Source organism: Faecalimonas umbilicata, assembly GCF_004346095.1.
In the GTDB taxonomy this organism is placed as follows: Bacteria; Bacillota; Clostridia; order Lachnospirales; family Lachnospiraceae; genus Faecalimonas; species Faecalimonas umbilicata.
In genome coordinates, this window is sequence record NZ_SLZV01000025.1 from 1 (window position 1) to 14,725 (window position 14,725).

General features: G+C 39.7%; 15 protein-coding genes and 1 tRNA gene. 5 read left to right on the forward strand and 11 right to left on the reverse strand.

Features of this window, described 5'->3' with window-relative positions:
- Nucleotides 1-276: 276 nt before the first annotated feature.
- From EDD74_RS11335 to dnaA, 11 genes are all read right to left on the reverse strand, one after another.
- Nucleotides 277-364 (reverse strand) — tRNA-Ser (locus tag EDD74_RS11335).
- A 223-nt stretch (nt 365-587) separates the two neighbouring features.
- Complete coding sequence (locus EDD74_RS11340) at nt 588-1,310, reverse strand: lysophospholipid acyltransferase family protein (RefSeq protein ID WP_008977327.1); 723 nt, start codon at nt 1,308-1,310, stop codon at nt 588-590.
- Entirely contained in the window at nt 1,311-1,880 is a 570-nt protein-coding gene (locus EDD74_RS11345) for a Fe-S-containing hydro-lyase (RefSeq protein ID WP_270196970.1), read from the reverse strand.
- Between the two features lie 20 nt (nt 1,881-1,900).
- Nucleotides 1,901-2,746 carry a fumarate hydratase gene (locus EDD74_RS11350; RefSeq protein ID WP_116440944.1) on the reverse strand — a complete coding sequence of 282 codons (846 nt, stop codon included), beginning with the start codon at nt 2,744-2,746 and terminating at the stop codon, nt 1,901-1,903.
- Between the two features lie 134 nt (nt 2,747-2,880).
- Entirely contained in the window at nt 2,881-3,348 is a 468-nt protein-coding gene (locus tag EDD74_RS11355) for a superoxide dismutase family protein (RefSeq protein WP_008977324.1), read from the reverse strand.
- 98 nt (nt 3,349-3,446) lie between these two features.
- Nucleotides 3,447-5,966, reverse strand: coding sequence for a DNA gyrase subunit A (gene gyrA / locus EDD74_RS11360; protein ID WP_116440945.1), 2,520 nt, complete (start codon nt 5,964-5,966; stop codon nt 3,447-3,449).
- 48 nt (nt 5,967-6,014) lie between these two features.
- Nucleotides 6,015-7,931, reverse strand: coding sequence for a DNA topoisomerase (ATP-hydrolyzing) subunit B (gyrB, locus tag EDD74_RS11365; RefSeq protein ID WP_009263554.1), 1,917 nt, complete (start codon nt 7,929-7,931; stop codon nt 6,015-6,017).
- Nucleotides 7,932-7,941: 10 nt separating this feature from the next.
- Nucleotides 7,942-9,027 carry a DNA replication/repair protein RecF gene (gene recF, locus EDD74_RS11370; RefSeq protein WP_008977319.1) on the reverse strand — a complete coding sequence of 362 codons (1,086 nt, stop codon included), beginning with the start codon at nt 9,025-9,027 and terminating at the stop codon, nt 7,942-7,944.
- A gap of 20 nt (nt 9,028-9,047) precedes the next feature.
- Nucleotides 9,048-9,257: an RNA-binding S4 domain-containing protein gene (locus EDD74_RS11375; protein ID WP_008977318.1), complete on the reverse strand. Its 210-nt coding sequence runs from the start codon at nt 9,255-9,257 to the stop codon at nt 9,048-9,050.
- Between the two features lie 74 nt (nt 9,258-9,331).
- Nucleotides 9,332-10,441 carry a DNA polymerase III subunit beta gene (gene dnaN, locus EDD74_RS11380; protein WP_009263552.1) on the reverse strand — a complete coding sequence of 370 codons (1,110 nt, stop codon included), beginning with the start codon at nt 10,439-10,441 and terminating at the stop codon, nt 9,332-9,334.
- A gap of 278 nt (nt 10,442-10,719) precedes the next feature.
- Nucleotides 10,720-12,090: a chromosomal replication initiator protein DnaA gene (gene dnaA / locus EDD74_RS11385; protein WP_009263551.1), complete on the reverse strand. Its 1,371-nt coding sequence runs from the start codon at nt 12,088-12,090 to the stop codon at nt 10,720-10,722.
- Nucleotides 12,091-12,377: 287 nt separating this feature from the next.
- Between dnaA and EDD74_RS11390 the strand changes: the two genes are divergently transcribed.
- Genes EDD74_RS11390 through EDD74_RS11410 form a run of 5 tightly spaced genes read left to right on the forward strand, consistent with a single transcriptional unit; the run spans nt 12,378 to nt 14,690 of the window.
- A complete protein-coding gene (locus EDD74_RS11390) occupies nt 12,378-12,602 on the forward strand; it encodes a hypothetical protein (protein ID WP_116440946.1) in 225 nt (74 codons plus the stop codon).
- 57 nt (nt 12,603-12,659) lie between these two features.
- Nucleotides 12,660-12,794 (forward strand): 50S ribosomal protein L34, encoded by a 135-nt coding sequence (gene rpmH / locus EDD74_RS11395; protein WP_008977315.1) that lies wholly within the window; start codon nt 12,660-12,662, stop codon nt 12,792-12,794.
- A 49-nt stretch (nt 12,795-12,843) separates the two neighbouring features.
- Nucleotides 12,844-13,179 carry a ribonuclease P protein component gene (gene rnpA / locus EDD74_RS11400; protein ID WP_116440947.1) on the forward strand — a complete coding sequence of 112 codons (336 nt, stop codon included), beginning with the start codon at nt 12,844-12,846 and terminating at the stop codon, nt 13,177-13,179.
- 21 nt (nt 13,180-13,200) lie between these two features.
- Nucleotides 13,201-13,413: a membrane protein insertion efficiency factor YidD gene (gene yidD, locus EDD74_RS11405; protein ID WP_008977313.1), complete on the forward strand. Its 213-nt coding sequence runs from the start codon at nt 13,201-13,203 to the stop codon at nt 13,411-13,413.
- An 11-nt stretch (nt 13,414-13,424) separates the two neighbouring features.
- Nucleotides 13,425-14,690, forward strand: coding sequence for a YidC/Oxa1 family membrane protein insertase (locus EDD74_RS11410; RefSeq protein WP_008977312.1), 1,266 nt, complete (start codon nt 13,425-13,427; stop codon nt 14,688-14,690).
- The last annotated feature ends 35 nt before the right edge of the window (nt 14,691-14,725 follow it).

The window sequence follows — 14,725 nt, forward strand, 5'->3', positions numbered from 1 at the left end:
TTTAGGTTGACATTTCTGTCTGTTCTGAAATTTTCTCATTTGTTCGAAATTTTCAGGGTTGTGTTGTCTATTGTTTAATTATCAATGTTCTGTTTCGCTTTTCGTAATCAGCTGTTTTATTTTATCACAGCGTTTCTTACTTGTCAAGCACTTTTTTATTTTTATTTTGCCATCGCTTATCGCGACAACTTCTTAACTATATCACACTCTCAAGTGTTTGTCAACAATCTTTTTAAAGTTTTTTAAACTTTTTATTTTGTTCTTTTCTTTAAAAAGCGGAGAAAGAGGGATTTGAACCCTCGCGCCGGTTGCCCGACCTACACCCTTAGCAGGGGCGCCTCTTCGGCCTCTTGAGTATTTCTCCGAATTTGTTTTCGATATAGGCGCTGTATCAAGCGCATAATTGATTATACTAAAGCTTTTTTCAAATGTCAATAACTTTTTTTACTTTTTTGTAATTTATCTTTTACTAGAATTTTCTCTCATTTTTCTTTGTCTGTAATTTATTTCTATATAGATATAACAAAAGAAGAATCCTTCTGTGTAAACTCTGGATTCTTCTTTTTTTCTCGCAAGACTCTGATGATCTACTTCTGTTCGGAAGTATTTTTCTCTATTACTTCTTCAATCCGCCTCTTTACTTCTGCTGCAATTTCATTTGTCTTCATATCCTTGTATTCTTCATACAACATCGGTTTTAAAAAGTGAACTTGTACTGTAACTGGTTCAATGCTGTTTGTATCAAATGGTTTAAAGGAATCAATCAACGCCACCGGGATAATCGGACATTTTGCTTTTGTCGCTGCTTTAAAGCTTCCGCCCTTAAATTCTTGAACATGATTTCCATTTTTTGACCTCGTTCCTTCCGGAAAAATCAAATAGTTCCTTCCATTTTCTACTTCTTTGCTCACTGCAGTAATCACTTTCATTGCCTGTCTGACATCACTCCGGTCCATTGTATATGCTTTCATGCATTTGAAAACCTGTTTCAAAAACTGTACATTTTCTACCTCTTTTTTTGCTACAACTGAAAATGGATGTGAACATGCCTCTACAATTGCAAGTACATCATACATTCCCTGATGATTTGGAAAGAACATAAACCCATCTTTCTCCGGTATATTCTCTTTTCCATGTACATCGATCGTCACTCTTCCGCCTTTATTGGCACGAAGTACGATGAAGGTGAGCATTTTGTAAATTTGCTGCTCTGTATATTTTTCTACATGTCCCGCATAATAGCATAATTTACACCACATAACAGGAACCAGCAAAATATTTTTAAAGACCATTAATAAAATACGTTTCATTTAATTTTCCTCTATTCTCTTTCTGTATTTTTCAATTGCTGTCTCATAGAGATTATTTCCATCTTTGTCGATTACGACGATCACAGGAAAGTTTTCAATTTCCAATCGGCGGATTGCTTCTGCTCCAAGGTCATCATAGGCAACTACTTCTGAGCGTTTAATACATTTAGATAACAGTGCTCCTGCACCTCCTACTGCCGCAAAATAGACAGACTCGTTTCTTATAATCGCATCAATCACTTCCTGTGTCCGCTTTCCCTTTCCAATCATTGCCCCCAGACCCAGATCTAACAGCCGCGGCGCATACTTATCCATTCTGCTTGCAGTTGTTGGTCCTGCTGAACCGATTGGTCTTCCTTCTCTTGCCGGAGATGGTCCCATATAATAAATCACCTGCTCTTCCAGTTTCACTGGCAGCTTCTCACCTTGATCAAGGCTTTCATTCATTCTTTTATGCGCAGCATCCCTTGCCGTATAGATTGTTCCCGTCAAATATACATAATCTCCCGCTTTTAATTGGCAAAGCTGATCTTTTCCTGCTGGTACCGTCATATGTTTTTCCATCTGCACTGCCTCCCTTTCTCTCCTTGCTATAACACTCTCACAATATGTCTGTTCACATGGCAACAGATATTCACCGCCACTGGAAGCCCTGCAATGTGAGTCGGATATGTGTTGACATTAACTGCAAGAGCGGTCATCACGCCTCCCAATCCTCCCGGTCCAATGCCAAGCTGGTTGATCTTCTGCAGCATTTCTTCTTCTAATTCTTGCACATATGAGATTTCCGAATGGACGCCAACCTCCCTTGTCAATGCTTCCTTTGCCATCAGCGCACATTTTTCAAAAGTACCTCCGATTCCAACACCGACTACCATTGGTGGGCACGCATTTGGTCCTGCCTCTGCCACTGTATTGAGAATCGCTTGCTTTACCCCTTCCAATCCATCTGCCGGCTTCAACATCATAACTTTACTCATGTTTTCACTTCCGAATCCCTTCGGCGCCACTTTGATCTTCACTTGATCACCAGAAACAATTTTATAATGAATAACTGCCGGGGTGTTATCCTTTGTATTTTCTCTCAGAATCGGATCCTTTACCACAGATTTTCTCAAATATCCTTCCACATACCCCTGACGTACCCCCTCATTGACAGCCTCTTCCAGATTTCCCCCGGTCAGACGTACCTCTTGTCCAATCTCTAAAAATACAACTGCCATTCCGGTATCCTGGCAGATTGGAATCATATCTGTTGCTGCAATCTCCAGATTTTCCTGAAGCTGTTCTAAAATCTGTCTGCCAAGTGGAGACTCTTCTGTTCTCACTGCCGTCTGCAATGCATTTTTCATATCATCTGAAAGATAATAATTAGCTTCAATACACATTTCTTTTACATTTTTTGTAATCTCACTGACATCTATTGTTCGAATCATAGGGACCTCCTCATTGATCTGAATCTTCTGAAATTTTTCATCTATCTAAGATTATAGTATACATCACAAAGAAAAGGAATACCTGTATCCAGATATTCCTTCTCTTTTTCCCAATATTCTCTTTCTAGAATCGACTATTCCGATACAATCTCTCCGCATGCGATCTTACTTCCGGAATTTCCTGATGACTGTGTCCGGAAATCATCTGCCATCCCATGGATGACAACTGTTCTTCCGATCACTTCTTCCGGGTAAAACCGGTCTGTGTAAAAGGCGCTCCATGCAAGCCCCTCATTTGCAAGCAATGGAGGAAAATCCCCCGCATGCCCTGGATGTACTGTATTTTCCGGATTATAATGTCCCTTTGTCTGAGCAAATGGATCCTCTTCATCTCCTGTACATAATGCTCCTTCATGAATATGGAATCCGTAGAAATTTGCGTTTGGAGCATTTTCTGCATTTGGAAGACCTTCCACTTCTGCCACAACCAGTGTTCCCCCGTACATTTCAAAGAAATAAATATTTCCCTTGATCTTAGAATGTCCGGCATCTCCTCGTATCTGTGCATATGCATCTGCTGTCTCATTCATAAACTGAACCATAGCTTGTTACCTCCTGCATGCTTCCTTGTTCTGCCTTGTTTCAGCATATGCAGATGCACTCTATTTGTGACATAGGGTATCTGATTCCATCATTTTTTCTAATTTGTTTCTAATTCAAGACTTTCTTCTGAACCTGCTTCTTCTACTTCAGCCTTTTCTTCTGCATTTTCTTCTGCGACAGTTTCTCTCACTTTTGCAATGCTGGCAACTTTTGTATTGGAGTCAAGGTTGATCAGTTTCACTCCCGATGCGACACGACCAAGAATAGAAATTCCTGCACATTCCATTCGAATTACAATTCCCTCTGTATTGATGATCATAATTTCATTGTCTTCGTTTACTGCTTTAACTCCGATCACATTTCCGGTTTTCTCCGTGATCTTATAGCACTTCACACCTTTTCCGCCACGATTCTGACAGGTGAACTCTTCAATTGCAGTACGTTTTCCCATTCCCTTTTCAGAAGCGATCAGAAGGTAATCTCCCTGGGTATGTAACTGCATTCCGATCACTTCATCGCGATCGCTCAGGTTCATTCCTCGTACACCCATAGAAGTTCTTCCCGTTGATCTTACATCCTGCTCTTTGAAACGGATACACTGACCGTATTTTGTTACCATGATGATATCTTTTTCATTGTCTGTGATCTTTACTTCAATCAGCTCATCATCTTCACGAAGTGTGATCGCAGCAAGCCCTGTCTTTCTGACATTTGCATAATCTGTAATTGGCGTCTTCTTCACAAGACCTTTTTTCGTCGCCATAAACAGATATTTCCCGTCTTCATATTCACGGATCGGAATCATCGCAGTAATCTTTTCATCCGGCATGAGCTGCAATAAATTGATGATCGCAGTTCCTCTTGCAGTTCTTCCAGCCTCCGGAATCTCATAGCCTTTCATCCGGTATACTCGTCCGGTATTGGTAAAGAACATGATATAGTTATGTGTCGAGGTCATAAATAATTCCTCTACATAATCTTCTTCAATGGTCTGCATTCCCTTGATTCCTTTACCGCCGCGGTTCTGACTCTTGAAGGTATCTGTTGTCATCCGCTTGATATAACCAAGCTTTGTCATTGTGATCACAACATCCTGCTCCGGAATCAGGTCTTCTGTAGAAAGATCTAACTCATCAAAACCAATGGAAGTTCTTCTGTCATCCCCATATTTTCCACTGATCACAAGAATTTCTTCCTTGATCACACCTAAAAGAAGTTTTCTGTCTGCAAGGATTGCTCTCAATTCTCCAATGCGCTCCATGAGCTCCTTATATTCATTTTCAAGCTTTTCCCGTTCCAGACCGGTCAGTGCACGCAGACGCATATCTACAATTGCCTGTGCTTGTACATCTGTCAGCTGGAATGCTTCGATCAGTCCTTCTTTAGCAGCCTGTGCATTCTTGGAATTACGAATAATTCTGATAACCTCATCAATATTATCAAGGGCGATCAGCAAGCCTTCCAAAATATGCGCGCGCTCTTCTGCCTTATTGAGTTCATATTTCGTACGTCTTGTCACGACCTCTTCCTGATGTCTGAGATAATAGTTCAGCATCTCAAGAATGTTCATGACTTTCGGCTCGTTGTTGACCAGTGCCAGCATGATCACACCAAACGTATCCTGCAATTGTGTATGTTTGTACAGCTGATTCAGAACAACATTTGCATTGACATCCCGGCGCAGCTCGATACAGATACGCATACCTTCTCGGTTAGACTGATCACTTAAATCTGTAATTCCGTCAATCTTCTTATCGCGTACAAGCTCTGCAATCTTCTCGATCAGACGAGCTTTATTCACCATATATGGTAATTCTGTGACAACGATACGGCTCTTTCCATTTGCCATCGGCTCTATATCCGTCACTGCACGTACACGGATTTTTCCTCTTCCGGTGCGGTATGCCTCCTCGATTCCTCTCGTTCCAAGGATCATTGCTCCAGTTGGGAAATCCGGCCCTTTGACGATTTGCAAAATATCTTCTATGCTCGTCTCGCCGTTTTCTTCTATCTGGTCATCAATAATCTTTACCACTGCTGCAATGACTTCTCTTAGATTATGCGGTGGAATATTCGTCGCCATTCCAACCGCAATTCCTGACGTACCATTGACCAGCAGATTTGGAAATCTGGCCGGAAGTACCGCCGGCTCCTTTTCCGTCTCATCAAAGTTTGGTGTGAAATCTACTGTGTCTTTATTGATATCAGCTGTCAGCTCCATAGAAATTCTGCTTAATCTGGCCTCTGTATAACGCATGGCAGCAGCGCCATCTCCATCGACTGAACCGAAGTTTCCATGACCATCCACAAGCGGATATCTTGTAGACCACTCCTGCGCCATATTGACAAGCGCTCCATAAATCGAACTATCTCCATGCGGGTGATATTTACCCATCGTATCTCCGACGATACGGGCACACTTACGATGCGGCTTATCCGGTCCATTGTTCAGTTCAATCATGGAATAGAGGATTCTTCTCTGTACCGGTTTCAGACCATCTCTGACATCCGGAAGTGCACGGGAGGCAATAACGCTCATTGCATAATCAATATAAGAGTCTTCCATCGTCTTTTTCAGGTCAACCTCATGAACTTTATCAAAAATATTATCTTCCATTGTCTTCTCCTTACTTGAAATACATTTTCATCAACGCTGTAAAAACCTTTAAATATCAAGATTTTGCACGTATTTTGCATTCTCCTCGATAAACTCTCGTCTAGGCTCTACTTTATCTCCCATAAGTGTCGTAAAAGTAAGGTCTAATTCGGATGAAGATTCCTCATCCATTGTCACACGCAGAAGCACGCGGTGCTCCGGATCCATTGTTGTCTCCCAAAGCTGTTCCGCATCCATCTCTCCAAGACCTTTGTAACGCTGAATCTTATTATTTCCATCTCTTCCAACTTCCTGAAGAATCTTATTTAATTCTTCATCACTGTAAGCATACCATACTTTTTTGTTTTTCTCCAACTTATAGAGCGGAGGCTGCGCTAGATAAACGTATCCTTGTTTGATCAGTTCCGGCATAAACCGATATAAAAATGTCAGAAGAAGCGTACTGATATGAGCGCCGTCCACGTCGGCATCGGTCATGATAATGATCTTATGATATCGCAGTTTTGAAATATCAAAATCCTCGTGAATTCCCGTTCCAAAGGCTGTGATCATCGCTTTGATTTCTGCATTTGCATAGATTTTATCTAGTCTTGCTTTCTCTACATTCAGAATCTTTCCTCGAAGCGGAAGAATTGCCTGAGTTGCACGGTCTCTGGCAGTCTTTGCCGATCCACCCGCAGAATCTCCCTCTACAATGTAAATCTCACATTTGGATGCATCCTTCTCTGAACAATCTGCAAGTTTTCCTGGAAGTGACATTCCCTCTAAGGCTGATTTTCTTCTTGTAAGATCTCTTGCCTTTCTGGCCGCTTCCCGCGCACGCTGTGCCAGAACAGACTTCTCGATGACAACTTTGGCAACCTGCGGATTCTGTTCAAGGAAAATCTCTAACTGTGTACTCAGTACACTGTCAACAGCACCTCTTGCCTCACTGTTTCCAAGTTTTTGCTTCGTCTGTCCTTCAAACTGTGGATCCTGAATCTTAACACTGATAATTGCTGTCAGGCCTTCTCTGATATCTTCTCCTGAAAGATTTGGCTCACTATCTTTTAACAGCTTATTTTTTCTTGCATACTCATTGAAAGTCTTTGTAAGTGCATTTCGGAAACCGACAACATGTGTACCGCCTTCCGGTGTAGTGATGTTATTTACAAACCCATATGTATTGTCTGTATAGGAATCATTGTGTTGCATTGCCACTTCTACTGCAACTCCGTCTTTCTGTCCCTCACAGTAAATAATCTGCTCATAAAGAGGAGTCTTGCTTTTATTTAAATACTGCACAAATTCCTTGATTCCACCTTCATAGTGAAATGTCTTCTCGATGCGTTCTTCCGGTCTCTCATCTGCTAAAACAATCTTCAGATTTTTCGTAAGAAATGCCATCTCACGGAATCTCTGCTTCAAAATATTATAATCAAACTCTGTCTCTTCAAAAATCTCGGCATCCGGCAGGAATGTAACTTTCGTTCCGGTCTTGTCCGCTTCACATTCTCCTACCACTTTCAGCTGATAGGCAGATTTCCCGCGCTCATAGCGCTGTTTGTAAATCTTGCCCTCGTTGTAAATCTCTACTTCCAGCCATACTGACAGGGCATTTACTACTGAGGCACCCACTCCGTGAAGTCCACCGGACACCTTGTATCCCCCGCCACCGAATTTTCCTCCGGCATGCAGCACGGTAAATACGACCTCAACCGCCGGAAGTCCTGCTTTGTGATTGATCCCAACCGGAATTCCACGTCCATTGTCAATAACCGTGATCGAATTATCTTTGTTGATCGATACAAAAATCGTATCACAATATCCGCCGAGTGCTTCATCGACCGCATTGTCTACAATTTCGTATACAAGATGATGTAACCCTCTGGAAGATGTGCTCCCAATGTACATTCCAGGTCTTTTTCTGACGGCCTCCAGTCCTTCCAATATCTGAATCTGATCTGCACCATATTCTGTACTCATTATAGTCCTCCTAATTTTCCTTTACTACGACTCCATTACTTACATGAAATATTTTATTTATCGAAAAGCGGTGATTTACAAACTCATCGACACCAGTGCAGGTGATCAATGTCTGTATGTCATGAATGCTGTCTAATAAATAATTCTGTCTGTTCTTATCCAGTTCTGACAGGACATCATCCAACAAAAGAACCGGCGTATCCTTGATCAACTTTCTGACAATCTCTATCTCCGAAAGCTTCAAGGATAATGCTGCTGTCCTCTGCTGTCCCTGGGAACCGAATTTACGAATATCAATATCTTTTGTCAAAAAACAGATGTCATCTCTGTGTGGTCCTGCTGAGGTGCTTTTCATTCGAATATCCCGCTCCCTGTTCTTTTTCAGAACCGACTCGAATTCCATCTGCCCAATGTTTTTCTCATATGAAATTGTAATCGTTTCTCGGCCTCCCGTCAATTTATAATGAATTCCAGATATTATTTCATTTACTTCTTCCAGAAATTTTTCCCGTCTTTCCATGATCCGACTGCCATACTGAATCAGCTGCATATCCCATAAATCCAGCATCTCATTTAATTCTGCACGATTCTGGCAGTCTTTTAACAGACGGTTTCTCTGATTGATGATTCTGTTATAATTTGCCAGATCACTCAGATAGACTTTATCAAGCTGGGACAATTCCAGATCCATAAATCTTCTCCGCTCGGCAGGTCCGTTCTTGATAATATTCAGATCTTCCGGGGAGAAAAATACAAGATGAACAAGTCCAAACAGCTCACTTGCCTTTCGGATTGGAATCTTATTGATCGCAATTCCCTTTGGACTGTTCTTCTTCAGATGCATATCCACCTGAAACTCGATCCCATCTTTCTCGATCACCGTCTCAATATGAGACTCTTCATTTCCAAATTGAATCAAATCCCGATCTTTCGTACCTCTATGAGATTTCGTTGTCCCGGTCAGATAGACCGCCTCTAAAATATTTGTCTTACCCTGAGCATTGTCGCCATAAAATATATTGGTAGCATGGTCAAACTCGATGCTGAGAAAATCATAATTTCTAAAGTTTTTTAATTTTAATGACTTAATTACCATACCGGCACCAACTGTCCTTATTATTTCTCAATTCGGATCTCCTGTCCATCAAAAGAGACAACATCTCCAGCATAAAGTTTCTTTCCACGCTGCACTTCTATTTCCCCATTGACAGATACCAATCCATCCTGAATAACAAATTTCGCATCAACACCAGATTCTACAAGCCCTGCCGCTTTTAATGCCTGTCCTAATTTAATGTACTCATCTCTTAATTTAATAATTTCCATTTCTTCGTCCTCTCGCACATTGAAAATACGTTTCGTAGTTTTTCTGCATAAATATGCATTATTTTATTGCATGTTTATGCAGCCGCATTGAAGTTTACCGGGAGGATCAGATAGATATAACTTTGTTCTTCATCTTTGATAAAGCAAGGTGCTTTTGCATTCATGAAGTACAGGCTGACCTCCTCATCATCGATCACGCGCAGCGCATCGATCAAAAACTTCGGATTAAATCCGATCAGCAGATCCTTTCCGTCCTTGGTAATCATGATCTCTTCATTCATAGAACCAATCTGTGACTGGATCTTCAGCTGCATAGACTCATCGGTAATATTAATAATGATCGGCTTCTTATCTCCTTCTTTCACAAGAAGTGTTGCACGATCAATACAGCTTAACAGTTCTTTTTTATTGATTCGCACTTTTGTCTCATAATCGTTTGAGAGCATCTGGTCGATACGGAAATATTCTCCTTCGATTAATCTTGACACAACAACGGTGTTGCTGAACTCAAACACGATATGATTATTTGTAAAATAAATAGTAACTTCACTTTCTGTCTCACCAGAAAGGATTTTACTGATTTCCTGAAGTGTCTTTCCTGGAACGACAACTTTTCTAGGCTCATAAGATTCTTTTAATTCGATTTTTCTAATGGAAATACGGTGTCCGTCCAGGGAAACCACTTTCAGAATATTCTGATCTACTTCAAACAATTCACCGGACATCAGTTTGTTGCTATCCATATCAGAGATTGAAAAAATTGTCTGACGAATCACTTCTTTGAGCGTAAATTCAGAAAGTGTGATGCAATCCTTTTTTTCGATATAAGGTAAATAAGAAAAATCTTCTCCTGATTTTCCGGAAATATTAAATTTCGCTTTTTCGCAGGTGATCAATGTCTGTAAATTACTATTTGTTTCAATGATTACTTCATTATCAGGAAGTTTTCTTACGATTTCTGAAAAAATCTTGGCATCCAATGCAATGATTCCTTTTTGAAGAATGGTTCCTTCAATCGTAGTTTCAATTCCAAGTTCCATATCATTCGCTGTCAATTTGATTGTATCTGTTGTTGCATCAATTAAGATACATTCTAAGATTGGCATGGTTGTTTTAGAAGGAACTGCTTTGGAGACAATACTGACACCTTTGACTAAATTTGATTTTGTGCAAATGATTTTCATGTGTATAACTCCTTTCGGTATTTGCTTTGAGTAAATATATGAAAGTTATCCGCCGTAACCGCCGTAGGGGCTGTGGATATGTGGATAACCCTAAAAATCCCTATGGTTGAGCGATTTTTACGCTCGAAAAGTATGTGGAAAAACAAAGGATAATACGTTCACAAAATTGGGATAACTTAAGCGAGTTTTCCACAGAAAAAATTATCCACAATGAACGAACAATCTATCCACAGTTTTTCCACATATCAATCCACAATAGCCGTTAAAAAAATAACAATCTAAACTGGATTTAATTTTTTCTTAATAATATCAATGGTGTTGCTGAAGGTGTCACTGGCCTTGATATCAGCAGTAACCTTGTCAACTCCATGGCTGATCGTAGAATGATCACGACCACCAAGTGTCAGACCGATTGCTTTGAGTGGAGTATCGGTCATAGTACGGCATAAATACATAACTATTTGACGCGGAATTGCGATTTCAGCGTTTCGTTTGCCGCTTTTTAAGTCAGCGATCGAAATATTAAAGTGTTCTGAGACAACATCCAGGATTAATTCCGGGGTGACTTGTCTGTTTTCATTTGGTGAAACGATATCTTTCAGCGCTTCCGCAGCCAAATTGATATCAATCGGTGCATTTTTTAACTTATATAATGCGATCAATTTGTTTAAAGAGCCTTCAAGCTCACGGATATTTGACTTTACATTAGAAGCAATGTACTGCATAACAGCATCCGGAATATTGTATTTGTCCAGTCCGTCCAATTCTTCCTTTTTCCTGAGAATTGCCATTCGTGTTTCATAATCAGGTGAGGAAATATCTGCGACCAAGCCGCATTCAAAGCGGGAGCGGAGACGAGCTTCCAGTGTTTCAATGTCTTTTGGAGGCTTATCGCTGGAGATGATGATCTGCTTGCCGGATATGTGAAGATGATTAAATGTGTGGAAGAATTCTTCCTGTGTACTTTCTTTTCCGATAATAAATTGGATATCATCTATTAAAAGGACGTCAATCGATCTGTATTTTTCGCGAAAAGCAGTCATTGCGGATTCATTGCCAGTTTTTCCGTTTTTAATTGCTTCGATCAGTTCATTTGTAAACGTTTCACTTGTTACATATAATACTTTTTTCTCTGGCTCATTTTCTAAAATAAAGTGAGCGATGGAGTGCATAAGATGGGTTTTTCCAAGTCCGACACCTCCATATAAAAAGAGGGGATTATAGACTTCACCCGGTGATTCTGCAACTGCAAGTGATGCAGCATGTGCAAAATTGTTGTTTCCACCAACGACAAAAGTATCAAATGTATACTTGGGATTCAGGTTTGCAGCCTGAGATACAGTTACTTTTGATTTCGGTGTGGCGGTTTTATCCTCAAAATCTTTCGGATCGAATTCATTTTCGGCGATAAACTTTACTTCATATTCTTTTCCGACAACTTCGGCAATACATACCTGAAACGGCAGCAGGTATTTGTTTTTAATATAGTCAATACTTGCTTTTAAATTCACAAGAATGTACACAGTATTACTTGTTACTTTATATACTCTCAGTGGAAGAATCCACGTTTTGAAAGAAACGTCCGTAAGACTGTGTTCAATTTTTAATTTTTGTATAATTTCTTCCCAATTTTCCTCAACAATATTCATTCTTCTAACTCCTAAGTATCATAGTAAAAGAAATTTGTAGACAATCTCTCCACTATATTTTACATCAAAACCCATATTTAAGCAATGGAAATAAGTGTGGATAACTTTATAGACAGTGGAAAATCCCCCAAAATAAGGATTTTATGGGTGGATAAATCGTCTATAAACACTGAATCCACAGGTTATCCTTATAGTTATCCACAAGTTATCCACAACTTGTGGATAACATTTGGGTCAAACACTATATTGTGGGATATCCACATGATTTTTTCGGGAAAAAATACTAGATGATGTGTGGAAAAGTGTCAGAGCATCTTTTATTTATAGAAAAAACGGGGAAAAATGGAAAAAAGAGTTGGAAAAAGAGGAGAAACAGGAGAATGGAAAAAGTAGAAAAGCAGATAAAAATAAGGAGATATCATATATGTGGAAAAATGGAAAAAAATCAAGAAAATGAAAGGATTATCTTGACGAAATGGCATTTTATGCTTATAATGAAATACGATGTCTAAAAAATAATATGTCTATATTTATATATATAGGTTTCATGTCTAAGGAGGTGGATTTCAATGAAAATGACATTCCAACCAAAAAAGAGATCTAGAGCGAAAGTTCATGGATTCAGAGCAAGAATGAGCACAGCTGGTGGAAGAAAAGTTTTAGCTGCCAGAAGAGCAAAAGGAAGAAAACAGTTATCAGCGTAGGCCGCATATATGTGGCCTTTTCTTCTTTAAAAATCAGGAGAAGATAATAATGAAATTTTCCGAGTCATTAAAGAAAAATCAAGATTTTCAGATTGTTTATAAGACTGGAAAGTCTTATGCAAATAAGTATCTGGTAATGTATGTAAGAAAAAACCAATCCGGAGGGAACCGGCTTGGTATTTCTGTCAGCAAAAAAGTTGGCAACAGTGTCGTGAGACACCGGCTGACACGATTGATCAGAGAGAGTTATCGATTACAAGAAGAACATTTTCAGAGTGGATATGATATTGTAGTGATTGCGAGAGTGAGTGCCAATGGGCGCTCGTACAGAGAGATGGAAAGCGCATTGATCCACCTGGGAAGACTTCATAATATATATAAGTAACAAAATGGAGATGTAAAATCGGTGAAAAAGATATTTATTGCACTTATCAGGTTTTACCAGAAATATTTATCCGGGTTAAAAAGAACAACTCACTGCATTTATTTTCCTACATGTTCTCAATATGGAATTGAAGCGATTGAGAAATATGGGGCATTAAAGGGTGGGTTATTAACTATATGGAGAATTTTACGTTGTAATCCATTTGCAAAAGGCGGGTATGACCCTGTGCCTTAAAGGAGGAAAAAATGACAGGTATTCTTTTGACACAATCGACGACGCCAATTATAGGACAGGTGGCGTGGCTGCTCGGTAAATTAATGGATGGTATCTTTAATGTGCTGAGTAGTGCATTCGGAATCGAAAACATAGGTTTATGTATTATTTTATTTACAATTATTATCTATACATTTATGATTCCGCTTACAATCAAACAGCAGAAATTTTCAAAATTAAGTGCAGTAATGAACCCTGAACTTCAGGCAATTCAGAAAAAGTACAAGAACAAACGGGATCAGGAATCCATGCTGAAAATGCAGGAAGAAATGAAGATGGTGTACGATAAGTACGGAACTTCACAGATGGGTGGATGTCTTCAGTTAGTGATCCAGTTTCCGATCTTACTTGCATTGTGGAAGGTTATTCAGAACATTCCGGCATATGTAGGCGGAGTAAAGGATATGTATATGCCTCTTGTCAATGAGATCATGGCAACTGGCGGTTATCAGAAGATTATGGAGAAGATTGGTTCGGCAAGCCCGATCATGATCAATCCTGAAAAGTTTGACTATACAAAGACAAATACGATCGTAGATGTACTTTATAAATTCCAGCCAAGTACATGGGATACATTAAAAGATAAATTCCCGGACCTTTCATCCTTGATTGATTCAACATCCGGGCAGATTTCACATATTAATAACTTCTTGGGAGCAAATATTTCAGATGCACCTGTGAACCTGATGATGGATGCTTTAAAGACCGGTGCAATTCTTGTTGCGATTGTTGCACTTTTGATTCCGATCTTATCTGGTCTGACACAGTGGATCAATATTAAGTTGATGCCACAGTCACCTGGAATGGACGATCGGGAGAATCCAATGGCAAATTCTATGAAGACAATGAATATGATCATGCCGTTATTCTCAGTATTTATGTGTTTCACAATGCCGGCAGGTCTCGGTTTGTACTGGATCTTTAGTGCGATTTGCCGTTCGGTACAGCAAGTAGCGATCAATAAGTATCTTGACCGTATGGATATGGATGAGCTCGTAAAGAAAAATATGGAAAAAGCAAAGAAGAAGTATGAGAAAAAGAAAGTTTCCACAGAAGAGCTGAACCAGATGGCAACGAAAAAAGTCCGCAATATCGCGGTAGAGCAAAAGCATAATCATACAGCAGACAGTGAGCAGGAAGCAAAATTGCAGCAGGCAGCTGAGCGTGGTAAAAATGCAAAACCGGGAAGTCTTACAGCAAAAGCAAATATGGTAAGGAAATTTAACGAAAACGATTAATTCAAACCGCATTTCTATAGCAGAAACGGGAGGGA

Coding starts and splice junctions, on each gene's coding strand:
- gyrA (WP_116440945.1), bottom strand. CDS start 5,966: ATGGAAGATAATATTTTTGATAAAGTTCATGAGGTTGACCTGAAAAAG.
- EDD74_RS11410 (WP_008977312.1), top strand. CDS start 13,425: ATGACAGGTATTCTTTTGACACAATCGACGACGCCAATTATAGGACAG.
- EDD74_RS11355 (WP_008977324.1), bottom strand. CDS start 3,348: ATGGTTCAGTTTATGAATGAGACAGCAGATGCATATGCACAGATACGA.
- EDD74_RS11350 (WP_116440944.1), bottom strand. CDS start 2,746: ATGATTCGAACAATAGATGTCAGTGAGATTACAAAAAATGTAAAAGAA.
- rnpA (WP_116440947.1), top strand. CDS start 12,844: ATGAAATTTTCCGAGTCATTAAAGAAAAATCAAGATTTTCAGATTGTT.
- gyrB (WP_009263554.1), bottom strand. CDS start 7,931: ATGAGTACAGAATATGGTGCAGATCAGATTCAGATATTGGAAGGACTG.
- dnaA (WP_009263551.1), bottom strand. CDS start 12,090: ATGAATATTGTTGAGGAAAATTGGGAAGAAATTATACAAAAATTAAAA.
- dnaN (WP_009263552.1), bottom strand. CDS start 10,441: ATGAAAATCATTTGCACAAAATCAAATTTAGTCAAAGGTGTCAGTATT.
- EDD74_RS11390 (WP_116440946.1), top strand. CDS start 12,378: ATGATGTGTGGAAAAGTGTCAGAGCATCTTTTATTTATAGAAAAAACG.
- rpmH (WP_008977315.1), top strand. CDS start 12,660: ATGAAAATGACATTCCAACCAAAAAAGAGATCTAGAGCGAAAGTTCAT.
- recF (WP_008977319.1), bottom strand. CDS start 9,027: ATGGTAATTAAGTCATTAAAATTAAAAAACTTTAGAAATTATGATTTT.
- EDD74_RS11340 (WP_008977327.1), bottom strand. CDS start 1,310: ATGAAACGTATTTTATTAATGGTCTTTAAAAATATTTTGCTGGTTCCT.
- EDD74_RS11375 (WP_008977318.1), bottom strand. CDS start 9,257: ATGGAAATTATTAAATTAAGAGATGAGTACATTAAATTAGGACAGGCA.